This window comes from Pseudomonas sp. WS 5021 (assembly GCF_012985535.1).
Taxonomy (GTDB): domain Bacteria; phylum Pseudomonadota; class Gammaproteobacteria; order Pseudomonadales; family Pseudomonadaceae; genus Aquipseudomonas.
Genome location: NZ_JAAQWP010000003.1, coordinates 654,960 through 668,347, shown reverse-complemented (window position 1 = coordinate 668,347; position 13,388 = coordinate 654,960). Strand labels below are relative to the sequence as shown.

General features: G+C 62.3%; 13 protein-coding genes. 3 read left to right on the top strand and 10 right to left on the bottom strand.

What is annotated here, in order from left to right; translation table 11 throughout:
• Positions 1–14 precede the first annotated feature (14 nt).
• The 3 genes from creC to HBO19_RS13055 are packed head-to-tail and all read right to left on the bottom strand — an operon-like array spanning position 15 to position 2,690.
• Complete coding sequence (creC, locus tag HBO19_RS13065; protein ID WP_170057623.1) at positions 15–1,454, bottom strand: two-component system sensor histidine kinase CreC; 1,440 nt, start codon at positions 1,452–1,454, stop codon at positions 15–17.
• Positions 1,454–2,131, bottom strand: coding sequence for a two-component system response regulator CreB (gene creB / locus HBO19_RS13060; protein ID WP_170057622.1), 678 nt, complete (start codon positions 2,129–2,131; stop codon positions 1,454–1,456). The genes creC and creB overlap by 1 nt, the downstream gene beginning before the upstream one ends.
• 58 nt (positions 2,132–2,189) lie before the next feature.
• Entirely contained in the window at positions 2,190–2,690 is a 501-nt protein-coding gene (locus HBO19_RS13055; RefSeq protein ID WP_029296952.1) for an ATP-dependent zinc protease, read from the bottom strand.
• A gap of 175 nt (positions 2,691–2,865) precedes the next feature.
• On the opposite strand from HBO19_RS13055, the gene HBO19_RS13050 reads away from it, so the two are divergent.
• A complete protein-coding gene (locus HBO19_RS13050) occupies positions 2,866–3,753 on the top strand; it encodes an acyltransferase (RefSeq protein ID WP_169953727.1) in 888 nt (295 codons plus the stop codon).
• Here HBO19_RS13050 and HBO19_RS13045 read toward each other — a convergent pair.
• Complete coding sequence (locus HBO19_RS13045) at positions 3,750–4,319, bottom strand: DUF2780 domain-containing protein (RefSeq protein ID WP_170042198.1); 570 nt, start codon at positions 4,317–4,319, stop codon at positions 3,750–3,752. The genes HBO19_RS13050 and HBO19_RS13045 overlap by 4 nt on opposite strands.
• Positions 4,320–4,501: 182 nt before the next feature.
• On the opposite strand from HBO19_RS13045, the gene HBO19_RS13040 reads away from it, so the two are divergent.
• Both HBO19_RS13040 and HBO19_RS13035 read left to right on the top strand, forming a co-directional pair.
• The gene (locus HBO19_RS13040; RefSeq protein WP_169953723.1) at positions 4,502–4,960 is read left to right on the top strand and encodes an anti-sigma factor; all 459 of its coding nucleotides are present in this window, start codon (positions 4,502–4,504) and stop codon (positions 4,958–4,960) included.
• A 258-nt stretch (positions 4,961–5,218) separates the two neighbouring features.
• Positions 5,219–5,584: a hypothetical protein gene (locus tag HBO19_RS13035; RefSeq protein ID WP_178121185.1), complete on the top strand. Its 366-nt coding sequence runs from the start codon at positions 5,219–5,221 to the stop codon at positions 5,582–5,584.
• A gap of 137 nt (positions 5,585–5,721) precedes the next feature.
• Here HBO19_RS13035 and fdhA read toward each other — a convergent pair whose 3' ends face one another.
• The 6 genes from fdhA to HBO19_RS13005 all read right to left on the bottom strand — a co-directional run bounded on the left by fdhA (position 5,722) and on the right by HBO19_RS13005 (position 13,367).
• Positions 5,722–6,921, bottom strand: coding sequence for a formaldehyde dehydrogenase, glutathione-independent (gene fdhA, locus HBO19_RS13030; RefSeq protein WP_038443950.1), 1,200 nt, complete (start codon positions 6,919–6,921; stop codon positions 5,722–5,724).
• Between the two features lie 189 nt (positions 6,922–7,110).
• A complete protein-coding gene (gene purU, locus HBO19_RS13025) occupies positions 7,111–7,968 on the bottom strand; it encodes a formyltetrahydrofolate deformylase (RefSeq protein WP_169953721.1) in 858 nt (285 codons plus the stop codon).
• Between the two features lie 51 nt (positions 7,969–8,019).
• Positions 8,020–8,652, bottom strand: coding sequence for a sarcosine oxidase subunit gamma family protein (gene soxG, locus HBO19_RS13020; RefSeq protein WP_169953719.1), 633 nt, complete (start codon positions 8,650–8,652; stop codon positions 8,020–8,022).
• 132 nt (positions 8,653–8,784) lie between these two features.
• A complete protein-coding gene (locus tag HBO19_RS13015; RefSeq protein ID WP_170057621.1) occupies positions 8,785–11,802 on the bottom strand; it encodes a sarcosine oxidase subunit alpha in 3,018 nt (1,005 codons plus the stop codon).
• Entirely contained in the window at positions 11,799–12,101 is a 303-nt protein-coding gene (locus tag HBO19_RS13010) for a sarcosine oxidase subunit delta (RefSeq protein WP_169953715.1), read from the bottom strand. Before HBO19_RS13010 ends, HBO19_RS13015 begins: the two co-directional genes overlap by 4 nt.
• A 15-nt stretch (positions 12,102–12,116) precedes the next feature.
• A complete protein-coding gene (locus HBO19_RS13005) occupies positions 12,117–13,367 on the bottom strand; it encodes a sarcosine oxidase subunit beta (RefSeq protein WP_170057620.1) in 1,251 nt (416 codons plus the stop codon).
• Between the last annotated feature and the right edge of the window lie 21 nt (positions 13,368–13,388).

Here is a 13,388-nt window from a genome sequence, read left to right as displayed (position 1 = left end):
GGCCTGTGGGGGATTTATGAGGGCAATGTGGAGACTGTGTGGAGATGCAGCACCACTTGCACGCCACCCGGGACGTTGCCGATCTGCAATGAGCCGCCGTGCAGCTTCACTACTTCTTCGACAAAGTTCAGGCCCAGGCCGGTGCTTTTGCGCCCGCTGGCCGGGCGCGGCAGGGAGTAGAAGCGCTCGCTCAGGCGTGGCAGCGCGTATTCGGGGATCGGTGCAGCCTGGTTGAACAAGCACACATCCACATCGTGATGCCGCACCTGGGCACTAAAGCGCAGAGTGCCGCCGGGCGGGGTAAAGTCCAGGGCGTTTTCCAGCAGGTTGCCCAAGGCCTGGCGCAGTAAAAACGGCTCGCCATACAGCTTCACATCCGCTTCGATCAGGCGCTCGACCTGCAACCCGGCCTGTTCGATCCGCGCGCATTGCGCCTTGAGGACTTCATCGACCAAGGCGGCCAACGGTACCGGGACTTGCTGCTCCAGCCCCTGGCGCTGCTCGACCTGGGCCAGGTTCAGCAGGCGCTCGATCAACTGCTGCAAGCGCGCGCTTTCGCTGGCGATATTGCCGACAAACCGCTGTTGCTGGGCGACAGTCATTTCCCCCTGCAACAACTCCGCCGCGCCGCGAATCGCCGCCAACGGGCTTTTCAGTTCGTGGGTCAGGGTGTGCACGTAACGCTCGACGTAGGCCTTGCCCTCCAGTTGCGTGCGCATGTGCTCCACAGCGGTGGACAACTGCGCCAGTTCACCGCCGCGATAATGCGGCAACTCGGCGCGCCGCCCCTCGCTGACCGCCTGGGCATAGGTGGTCAGGCGGCGTAGCGCAGCACTCAACCACCATGACAGCAACGCCCCCAGCAACAAGCCCAGCGCCACCAGGCCGGCGCCGTACCACAGCAGGCGGCGCTCGGTGCGGTCGACATAGGGCTGTAGCGAACTGTTGGGCTTGGCCACGGTAACGGCGCCGATGATCTGCCCGTTATCGCGGATCGGCGCGCCGACATGCATCACCGACGACGCCGGGTCATCGGCATCGCTGCGGGTCGAGCGGGCGCCGTACTCACCGCGCAGGGTCAGGTACACGTCGTTCCATTTCGAGTAGTCCTGGCCCACGGCTGTTCCTGCCGAGTCCAGCAGCACAACGCCCCGGGCGTCGGTCACATAGATGCGGTGGTTGACCTGATTCTTCGCCAGCCCCCAGATCGTCGCGCCCGGCTGGCGCTCGCCGTACGCCTTGAGCACGGTAGGCCAGTGGCTTTGGCCAAGGGTGCCGTTTTTCACATCGTCACGCAGGATTTCCGCCAGCAGGTTGGCGGTATCTACCAGGGTTTCCTCGGTGGACTGACGCACGCCGGGGCGGATTTCCTTCATCACCGTGTTGAGCACAAAGTAGCCGGTGAGGCCGATAAACAGCGCATACACCAGGAAAATCCGCAGCCCCATGCGCATCAGGCGTGGCTCGGGCTGTAGCTGTAGCCCAGGCCCCGATGGGTCTGGATCGGCTCGGCCTCGGCGGCCACGCCACGCAACTTGCTGCGCAGGCTTTTGATATGGCTGTCGATATTGCGCTCGTAGCCGGCATCGGCGGCCACGCCGACGGCATCCAGCAGTTGCTCGCGGCTGAATACCCGCCCGGGCTGTTCCAGCAGGCAGTTGAGCAGGCGGAACTCATGCCGGGTCAGGCCCAGCAACTGGCCGCGATAGAGGATTTGCACCCGCTCGTGGTCCACCTGGAACGGCCCGCCGCTGGCCGGCGCTGCCACCGGTGCCACGCGCTTTAAGATCGCCTTGACCCGCGCCGCCACTTCCCGCGGGCTGAAGGGCTTGACCACATAATCATCCGCGCCGATTTCCAGGCCCACCACACGGTCGATTTCACCGTCGCGGGCACTGAGGAACATCACCGGTACTTCGCTGAAGCGGCGCAGTTGCTTGCAGGTTTCAAAGCCGCTGATGTCCGGCAGGCCGATGTCGAGGATCAGCAGATCGGCCGGGGTTTGGCGTTGATGCTCCAGCGCCGCCTGGCCGAGGGTCAGCCAGGTGGTGGTAAAGCCTTCGCCTTGCAGGGCAAAAATCAGCGTATCGGCTATGGCCGCTTCGTCTTCGACAATCAGGATATGAGGCATGGCGTCCGAGCACTGGGAGCTAAAGGTGAACGGTGCCCCATGCCTTATGCGGCGTCAATCAGCAGTCGGGCTTGTCCGCGGTATAGCGACGAGCCGGGTTCACGGCGGCGCCGAACTCACGCAGGGCCTTGGCCCCGATCAGCAGCGGGTAGTTGAAGCTGCTGCGGTCGGTAAGGTTGACCTCCACCGTGCGCTTGACGTTGCCCAGGCACATTTCCAGGTCCACCACCGGGCGCTTGGCCACGCTGGTTTCTTCGCCGTCTTCATCTTCGTCGGCGCGGTTCTTGATTTTGCTGATGCGCGCCACTTTGTGTTCGTAGACCTTGTTGCTCACGTCCTTGCCGCTGAGACGGAACCGCACCCAGTCCTCGCCATCGCGGGTGAAGGTCTCGATGTCGCGGGCCGACAGCGAGGCGGTCAACGCGCCGGTGTCCATCTTGGCCTTGAAGGTCTCGCCGATTTCCGGCAACTGGATATATTCGTAGCGCCCGTACAGGGTCGGCTCGGCGGCCATCACGGGCAGGGCAACCACGGCTAATAGGGCAAGGAGGGATTTCACGTAGGAGGATTCCTTGAAGTAAGTAGACGAATACTAGACTGCAAACGCTGCCTAAAGTTGGATCGTTGCCCAGCATACGCAACACAAAGTGAAACATTCGTCAGGCCATTTGCGATTTGGCCTCTAGACTCAAGCTGCTTATCATGGCCCGTCCAATCGCTTGCAAGAGTTGCTTATGCGCCGCCTGCTCACCGGCTGTTTCGTCACACTGCTGCTGTTACTCAACACACTGATCCTGATCGGCCCGCTGCTGGTATTCGCCCTGCTCAAGCTGGTGGCGCCCGGGCGGTCACGCGATTACGCCTCCTGGGCCGTGATGTGGATCGCCGAGACCTGGGCCGAGATCGACAAGCTGATCTTTGCCCTGTGCATCCCCACCCAATGGGATATTCGCGGCGACACTGGGCTGAGGGTCGATACCTCATACCTGGTGATCAGCAACCATCAATCCTGGGTGGATATCCCGGCGCTGATCCAGACCCTCAACCGGCGCACGCCGTTCTTCAAGTTCTTCCTGAAAAAGGAGCTGATCTGGGTGCCCTTCCTGGGCCTGGCCTGGTGGGCCCTGGATTACCCGTTCATGAAGCGCTACAGCAAGGCGTTCCTGGCCAAGCACCCGGAACTGGCGGGCCAGGACCTGAAGATCACCAAACAGGCCTGCGAGCTGTTCAAGCGCCAGCCGGTGACGGTGGTCAACTACCTGGAAGGCACGCGTTTTACCGAGGCCAAGCGTGCCCAGCAGGGCTCACCTTTCACTCACCTGCTCAAGCCCAAGGCCGGTGGCGTGGCGTTTGTGCTGGCCGCGATGGGCGAACAGCTGGATGCGATCCTCGACGTGACCGTGGTGTATCCACAGCAGAAGATTCCAGGGTTCTGGGACTTGATCAGCGGCGCGGTGCCGCGCGTCATTGTTGATATCCGCACCCGCGAGCTGGATCCGGCGTTGTGGCAGGGGGATTACGAGAATGATCCGGCGTTTCGCCAGACCGTCCAGAACTGGGTCAACCAGCTCTGGATGGAGAAGGATGCGCGCATTGCCCAACTGCGCGCCGAGCGACCTTAGCTACCGGTACCCCAGGCCTGGGCCAGTTTGCCAAGCAGTGAGCTGTCGGCACCCTGGCCGCCCAGGTATTGCAGGATCACCGGGGCAAACTGGCCGATCATGCCGCTGTCCATGCCCAAGGCGCTGAACGCGGTGTTCAGGTCGTTGGTGTTCTTCACGTTACCCAGCACGCCGTCCAGGCCGCTGGTCTTGCTGCCACCGTTCTGGCCAAGCATGCCGCTCAAGGCGCCAAGGCTACCCAATGCGTTGTTGCCCGACAGCTTGTCCAGGCCCGGTACGCTTTTGCCCAACTGCGAATAATCGGTGCTGCTCAGTTGGTTCTTGGCCAGGCCCAGCATCGCACCGGTACCGCCGACGGCCTGCTCCGGGGTGACATTCAGTTGCTGGGTCAGTGCGCCCAGCAAGCCAGCGGTCTGTGAGGTCGGCGCAGCGGCGGCGGCCTTGTTGGTGCCCTGGGCGCCAGAAACGGCGTTGGCCACATCGCCCAGGCTGAAACCTGCTGCAAATACCGGGCTGGCCGCCACGGTCAGGAGGCAGGACAGGGCAAAACCGCGTGAAATCTTCATCGAGACAACCTCGTAAATGTAGGAGCTAAAGCAGCCGTTTGACTCAGCATCCAACAGGTTGTTCCACGTCACAGATTTGTTCAGAAAAGCACCAAAGCCCGGCACCATCAAACTGCCACTAGGAACCCATCGCCTGCCACAGGGTCAATCAACACACTACAAAACTTGTCAGGAAGAGCCTTATGACTGCGTCCCAACCCCCAGTGATCGAGCACAAGCCCTCATTCTGGACCCGCCCGCGCCTGTTCATCGGCGTCTGCGTGGTGGTGGTTGCCGGTATCGGCGGCGCGCTCTACACCCAGGACAGCGTCAAGTCCGCCGCGACCCTGGTCAGCAGCACCCAACAACCGGCGGCGCAAATTGTGGCGCACAAGGATTACCTGGAAGTCCAGCCCATCGCCGCCACCGCGCCTGAGCCGGACCGCAGCCTCGAACTGTGGGCCCTGCCGGCCGGCGGCACGCCTGTGTCTTTGGGCCTGTTGCCTGAAGATGGCAAAGGCATCATCGGCCTCAACCCACGCCAGCAGGAAACCATCAGCCAGCCGGTGGAGTTAATGGTCAGTTCGGAAACCAAAGGTGGCTCGGTGAGCAAGCAGCCTACCGGCCCGACGGTGTACCAGGGCGCGCTGGCAATTCGCTAACCGCCCTGCCTCCCCCCAAAAAACACTGTGGAAACGGGCTTGCCCGTGATAGCGCACGCGCCGTGAAGTTCGCAAAAAAAACCTGCTCCTTTGCAGGTTTTTTTGCGCCTGCGCATTTGCTCGGTCGCAGTCGCGGCGTTTGAAATAAGACACGTACTTTTAATTGCATTTAATTTTATCTAACTGTCATTTCCCACAGTAGGCACCCTCCAACTCCCGTTGCAACATGAAGCCTCCCACAACAAAGGAACGTTGATCATGCACAGCAAAATTGCAATCGGAGCACTCGTCTTCATGGCCCTGACCGGTCAGACCCTGGCGGCAGACATTAGTAGTTGTCCCGACGTAAGCGCGATCAAATCGTCACCTTACAGCGACCCCGCGCTTGGAACGTTTGCTGATGGTTTCAAATACGAAGCCAGCAGCAACGGCAAGAAGTGGGAGGGCGTAACGGCCGGCACCGACGATGACTACCTTGATCCCAAATACAAACTCAAAGCTGAAGGCTTCAACCAGGCAAATGGCAAGCTGACATGTATTTATGGTGGCGAGGCGGTGAAGGCGGGCGAACCTGGCAAAGAAGTCTATTCCAACCCCTTCCTGAAATTACATGCCCCCGAGTAGTCCGCCCCGGTATCAAAACGCAAAAACGATGACCGTTGGATCTAATGCCGATCAGTCAAGAGAAGGCGCAGACAGGCCGCTGTTCGCTCTTGGTTGGTCGGCATTAACCTCGGGTCACCGTTTTGTATTACGAGTGCCTACGCCGCGCTGAACAGCTTGTGCGGATCAATCACAAACTTCTTCGGCACCCCGGCATCGAACTCGCCGTACCCACGCGGCGCGTCATCCAGGCTGATCACCTGCACGCCGACGATCTCGGCGATGTTGATGCGGTCCCACATGATCGCCTGCATCAACTGGCGGTTGTACTTCATCACCGGGGTCTGGCCGGTGTGGAAGCTATGGGACTTGGCCCAGCCCAGGCCAAAACGAATGCTCAGGCTGCCCATTTTCGCGGCGGCATCCACCGCCCCTGGATCTTCGGTGACGTACAGGCCGGGGATGCCGATCTTGCCTGCGACGCGCACCACCCCCATCAGTGAGTTGAGCACCGTGGCCGGCGCCTCGTGCTTGACGCCATCATGCCCGTGGCCGCGCGCCTCAAAGCCCACGCAGTCCACCGCACAGTCCACTTCCGGCTCGCCCAGCAACGCGGCGATCTGCTCGTGCAGCGGCGTGTCCTTGGACAAATCGGCGATTTCAAAACCCTGGGCCTTGGCGTGGGCCAGGCGGATCGGGTTGACGTCACCGATGATCACCACCGCCGCGCCCAGCAGACGCGCCGAAGCGGCGGCCGCCAGGCCTACAGGACCGGCGCCGGCGATGTACACGGTACTGCCAGGGCCAACGCCAGCAGTGACGGCGCCGTGATAGCCGGTGGGCAGGATGTCGGAGAGGCACGTCAGGTCACGGATTTTTTCCATGGCCTTGTCGCGATCCGGTAGTTTCAGCAGGTTGAAGTCGGCGTACGGCACCAGTACGTATTCGGCCTGGCCGCCGGTCCAGTCGCCCATGTCGACGTAGCCGTAGGCACCACCGGCACGGGCCGGGTTGACGGTCAGGCAGACGCCGGTGTGTTGTTCCTTGCAGGAGCGGCAGCGGCCGCAAGCAACGTTGAAGGGCACAGACACCAGGTCGCCGAGCTTCAGGTTCTCGACGTCGCTGCCCTTCTCGATCACCTCGCCGGTGATTTCGTGACCGAGCACCAGGCCGGTCTGGGCGGTGGTACGGCCGCGCACCATGTGCTGGTCGGAGCCGCAGATGTTAGTGGAGACCACGCGCAGGATGACGCCGTGCTCGATCTTCCTGCCACGGGGGTCCTGCATTTTGGGATAGTCGATTTTCTGTACTTCGACCTGACCGTTGCCGAGATACACGACACCACGATTACCAGACATGCTTTCACCTCGCTGTTGTTTTTATGGAACTGCGGTGCCCGTTCGAGTGGGCAGCGCGTTTAAGTGCTCGGGTTACAGATGCTGTTTTTGCGTTGTTTGTAAGGGCCTCATCGCGGGCAAGCCCGCTCCCACATTTGATCGGGTTCACATATCACCCTGTAGGAGCTGGCTTGCCTGCGATGGCGTCAGTCAGAGCACCACCGTTCTATTGGCATTCAAGAACACCCGCCGCTCAATGTGGTACCCCACCGCCCGCGCCAATGTCAGCCCTTCGATATCCCGCCCCTTGGCAATCAGGTCCTCGGGATAGTGGCTGTGATCCACCACCTCCACGCCCTGGGCGATGATCGGGCCTTCGTCCAGGTCGTTGTTGATGTAGTGCGCAGTGGCGCCGACCAACTTCACGCCCTTGTTGTACGCCTGGTGGTAGGGCTTGGCGCCCTTGAACCCCGGCAGCAATGAGTGATGGATATTGATCGCCTTGCCATCGAGCTTGCGGCACAGCTCCGGCGACAGCACTTGCATGTAGCGCGCAAGGATCACCAGTTCGGCACCCGCGTCTTCAATCACTTGCCACACCTGACGCTCCTGGGACGGCTTGTCGTTGGGGTCGAGGGGGAAATGGTAGTAGGGAATCTGGTGCCAGTCGGCCAACGGCTTGAGATCGGGGTGGTTGGACACCACCGCGACCACATCCATCGACAGTTGGCCGATACGCTGGCGGTACAGCAGGTCGTTAAGGCAATGATCGGCCTTGGACACCATGATCACTACTTTTGGCCGGTAGTTCGGTGCCGTCAGCTCGAAGATCATCCCAAAGGCTTCGCCTCGCGTGGCCAGGCCATCGCGAAAACCTTGCTCGTCGAAGCCATCGGGCTGACGGAACTCCACGCGGATAAAAAAGCGCCCCGAGAGGCGGTCATCGAACGAATGGTGCTCGGTGACGTAGCAGCCCTGCTCGAACAGATAGCGGGTGACCGCGTCCACCGTGCCGAGCACGCTGGGGCAGTCGGCGGTCAAAATCCATGTATCGGGTGCGCGGCTCATTACAGTTGACTCCTCAGGGATGCGTTCCCACGCAGCGCATGGGAACGATCATCAGGCTTGGACATTCAGGCCGAATTCGGCCGAGGCATCCTGCAACCACAACCACCAGTAGTCCGAGAAGCTGCGACGGATCAGCAGTTCCCAGGTGTCTTCGGCGGTATGGCGGATCACCAGCTGCGACTTGGCGAACACCGTGCCCACTGCCTTGCCCACCGGGAAGTTGTCGGGGTGCACGTCGTAGCTGGTGGACTTCATCAGCACATCGCGCACGTTCGGGCCGCTGAGTTCGAGGATCTGCTGGCCGCCGCTGACGTTGACGACCTGGATGTGCAGATCGCCCAGGGCGGCCCGCAGGTTTTGCTCGGCGGCAAATTCTTCACCGCCTGGCACGATCAGCAACCACTCATCCGGGCCGAGCCATTGCAGGCTGGTTTCGCCTTTGACGATGACCTGCAGGGCGCCGGGCAGTTCGATGCCCAGGGCCTTGTGCACGCCAGCGGCGAAGGCCGCATCGTGGCCGTCGCCGCGCAGGGTCAGGTGGCCGAGGAGTTTCTTTTCGCGCACGGTCACGCCGGCGTTCTTGCGGCCCTTGCCCACCTGGCTGGCGAGGTCGGCATGGTGCAGCGACGACTCGGCCTTGGCGCCGGAGGTGGGGCGTTGTTGGTACACATTGGCTGCTGTCATAAAGCACCTATCTGAATTCCAATGAACACCACAACCCCTGTAGGAGCCGGCTTGCCGGCGATGAGGCCCTCAAGCCTGGCGGCGATTTCCGAAACGCCATCGCCGGCAAGCCGGCTCCTACAGGGAGTGGTGTCAGATGTTTTGGCGATCGCCTTTCGGGTCGAAGAACACCGAAGACACAATCTCCGCTTCGATCACGCTGCCATCGGCCTGGGGCGAGAACACCCGCTCGCCGATACGCTTCAAGCCGCCCTTGACCACCGCCATCGCAAACGAATAGCCGAGGGAGTTGTGCGCATAGCTGGAGGTGACGTGGCCGACCATCTTCATCGGGATGCTCTGCTTCGGATCAAACACCAGTTGCGCGCCTTCCGGCAGCCACACCTTCGGATCGATCGGCTTCAAGCCCACCAGTTGCTTGCGCTCTTCACGCACGCAATCCTCACGGTTCATCCCACGCCAGCCGATCCACGAGAACGGTTTGGTACGACCCACGCACCAGCCCATGTTCAGGTCGTCCGGGGTCATCGAGCCGTCGGTGTCCTGGCCGACGATGATGAAGCCCTTCTCGGCCCGCAGCACGTGCATGGTCTCGGTGCCATATGGGGTCAGGTTGTACTGTTTGCCGGCCTCTACGATCTGTTCGAGCACGCCCATGGCGTAGTCGGCCTGCACGTTGACTTCGTACGACAGCTCACCGGTAAACGAGATCCGGAACACCCGCGCCGGCACACCGCCCACCAGGCCTTCTTTCCAGGTCATGAACGGGAAGCCATCCTTGTCCAGGTCGATATCGGTGACCTCGCTCAACAGCTTGCGGCTGTTGGGCCCGGACAGGGTCATGGTCGCCCAGTGGTCGGTGACCGAGGTGAAGTACACCTTGAGGTCCGGCCATTCGGTCTGCTGGTAGATTTCCAGCCACTGCAGCACGCGAGCGGCGCCGCCGGTGGTGGTGGTCATCAGGAAGTGGTTGTCGGCAAGGCAGGCGGTCACGCCGTCGTCGAAGACCATGCCGTCTTCCTTGCACATCAGGCCGTAGCGCGCCTTGCCCACGTCGAGCTTGGTCCAGGCGTTGCTGTAGATGCGGTTGAGAAACTCCCGGGCATCCGGGCCCTGGATGTCGATCTTGCCCAGGGTCGAGGCGTCCAGCAGGCCGACGCTGTCGCGCACGGCCAGGCATTCGCGCTTGACTGCCGCATGCAGGTCTTCACCGTTGCGCGGGAAGTACCATGGGCGTTTCCACTGGCCGACATCCTCGAACTCGGCGCCGTTTTTTACGTGCCAGGCTTGCAGCGCGGTGTAGCGCACCGGCTCGAAGATATGCCCGCAGTGCCGGCCCGCCACGGCGCCGAAGGTCACCGGCGTGTAGTTGGGGCGGAACATGGTAGTGCCCATCTGCGGGATGGTCACGTTCAGCGAGCGCGCGGCAATCGCCAGGCCGTTGACGTTACCCAGCTTGCCCTGGTCGGTGCCAAAGCCCAGCGCGGTGTAGCGCTTGACGTGTTCCACCGACTCGAAGCCTTCGCGGGTCGCCAGTTCGATGGCGGCGGCGGTGACGTCGTTCTGCAGGTCGACAAATTGCTTGGGCGCCCGTGCAGTGGCTTTTTCGTGAGGCACCTGGAACAGGGCCAGGGTCGGCTCTTCCAGGCGCGTCAGGGCCTTGGGCAGCGTACCTTCCACCGGGGCAAACCCGGCCTCGCTGGCCGCGCGCACGCCGCCTTCAAAGCCATCGGCCAGGGAATCACCCAGGCCGTAGACGCCATTGATACCGCCCACGCACACGCGTTTTTGCGGTGCTTGGCCCGGTACAAAACCGAGGATATCTTCACGCCAGGTCGGCTTGCCGCCCAGGTGCGAGGCCAGGTGAACCACCGGGCTGTAGCCACCGGAGCTGGCCACCAGGTCGCAGTCCAGCCACTCGCCGGGGCTGGTGACCTTATGGGCTTTGACGTCGATGGCCGCCACACGGGCGCCAGTGACGTGCTTGCTGCCACGGGCTTCGATCACGGCGCTGCCGGTAAGGATGCGAATGCCTTTGGCGCGGGCCTCTTCCACCAGCGCGCCGCGTGGGTTGTGGCGTGCATCGGCTACCGCGACCACGCTGAGGCCAGCGTCGAACCAATCCAGCGCCACACGGTAGGCGTGATCATTGTTGGTCGACAGCAGCAGTTTTTTACCCGGCGCCACGCCATAACGGCGCACGTAGGTCGAAACCGCACCCGCCAGCATATTACCCGGCACATCGTTATTGCCGTACACCAGCGGACGCTCGCAGGCGCCGGTCGCCAGCACCACACGCTTGGCACGCACACGGTGAATACGCTGGCGCACCACGCCAATCGGCGCACGGTCGCCGAGGTGATCGGTGAGGCGCTCGTGGATGGTCAGGAAGTTATGGTCGTGATAGCCATTGACGGTAGCGCGAGGCAGCAGCACCACATCCGGCAGGGCCTTGAGCTCGGCGATCACGCTGGCGACCCACTCGGCCGCCGGCTTGCCGTCGAGGCTTTCGCGCGAGTCGAGCAGCGACCCACCGAATTCTTCCTGCTCATCGACGATGATCACCCGCGCCCCACTGCGCGCAGCAGCCAGGGCCGCTGCCAGGCCCGCTGGGCCTGCGCCGACGATCAGCACGTCGCAATGGCGGTTCATGTAGTCGTAGGTGTCCGGATCATTCTCGGTCGGCGAGCGGCCAAGCCCGGCGGCCTTGCGGATGTACTTCTCGTAGGTCATCCAGAACGATTGCGGGTACATGAAGGTTTTGTAGTAGAAACCCGGCGGCATCAGCTTGCCGCCGACCTTGCCGAGGATGCCCATCATGTCGTTGTTCACGCTCGGCCAGCCGTTGGTGCTGGTGGCCACCAGGCCCTGGTACAACGCCTGTTGCGTGGCGCGCACGTTGGGGATCTGCGTGGCTTCGGTGGCACCGATCTGCAGCACCGCGTTCGGTTCTTCAGCGCCGGCGGCAAAGATGCCGCGCGGGCGCGAGTACTTGAAGCTGCGGCCGATGATATCCACGCCGTTGGCCAGCAGGGCGGCGGCCAGGGTGTCGCCTTCAAAACCTTTGTAGCTCTGGCCGTTGAAGGTAAACGTCAGGACTTTATTGCGGTCGATGCGGCCACCGTTGGACAGGCGATTGATCTGGCTCATACCTTCTCTCCAGAAGCCTTGGCGGTGAATTGCGGCTGGGTGCCAATTTTGTAGGTTTCAAGAATTTCGTAGGTCAGGGTGTCGCGGGTGGCGTTGAAATACTGGCGGCAACCGGCGGCATGGATCCACAGCTCGTGGTGCAGGCCGCGCGGGTTATCGCGAAAGAACATGTAGTCACCCCACTCTTGATCGGTGCAGGCATTCGGGTCCAGCGGGCGCGGGATGTGCGCTTGGCCGGAGGCGTGGAATTCCTCTTCGGAGCGCAGTTCGCCACAGTGAGGACAGAAGATATGCAACATAGGGAATTTCTCCTGTTAGTGGGCGACGGCCGCAGCGCCGTGTTCGTCGATCAGCGCACCGTTGTGGAAACGGTCGATGGAGAAAGGTGCCGCCAGCGGGTGCATCTCACCCTTGGCCAGGCTCGCGGCAAATACGTTGCCTGAGCCGGGGGTGGCCTTGAAGCCACCGGTGCCCCAGCCGCAGTTGAAGAACATGTTCGGCACCGGGGTCTTGGAGATGATCGGGCACGCGTCCGGCGTGGTGTCGACGATGCCGCCCCACTGGCGGTTCATGCGCACCCGCGAGAGCACCGGGAACATCTCGACGATGGCCTGGATGGTGTGTTCGATCACCGGGTACGAGCCGCGCTGGCCGTAGCCGTTGTAGCCGTCGATACCGGCGCCGATCACCAGGTCGCCCTTGTCGGACTGACTGATGTAGCCGTGCACGGCGTTGGACATGATCACGCTGTCGATAATCGGCTTGATCGGCTCCGACACCAGCGCTTGCAGCGGGTGGGATTCGATCGGCAGGCGGAACCCGGCCAGCGAAGCCATGTGCCCGGAGTTACCTGCGGTGACCACCCCAACGCGCTTGGCGCCGATAAAGCCCTTGTTGGTCTCCACGCCGATGCACACGCCGTTTTCCTTACGAAAGCCGATCACCTCGGTCTGCTGGATCAGGTCCACGCCCAAGGCATCGGCAGCACGGGCAAAGCCCCAGGCCACGGCATCGTGACGGGCCACGCCGCCACGCCGTTGCACGGTGGCGCCGAGGACCGGGTAGCGGGTGTTTTTCGAGCAGTCGAGGTACGGGATCTCGTCCGCGACCTGCTTGGCATTGAGCAGCTCGCCATCCACGCCGTTGAGGCGGTTGGCACTCACGCGGCGCTCGGAATCGCGAATGTCCTGCAGGGTGTGGCACAGGTTGTAGACACCACGCTGGGAGAACATCACGTTGTAGTTCAGGTCCTGGGACAGACCTTCCCAGAGCTTCATCGCGTGCTCATACAGGTGCGCCGATTCGTCCCACAGGTAGTTGGAACGCACGATGGTGGTGTTGCGCGCGGTGTTGCCGCCGCCCAGCCAGCCTTTCTCGACCACCGCCACGTTAGTGATGCCGTGCTCCTTGGCCAAGTAGTAAGCGGTCGCCAGGCCATGCCCGCCGCCGCCGACGATGACCACGTCGTAGACCTTTTTCGGGGTCGGCGTGCGCCACATCTTCTGCCAGTTTTCGTGGTGGCTGAGGGAGTGTTTTAAGAGGCCGAAGCCCGAGTAGCGTTGCATAGGCATTACTCCAAAACCGCG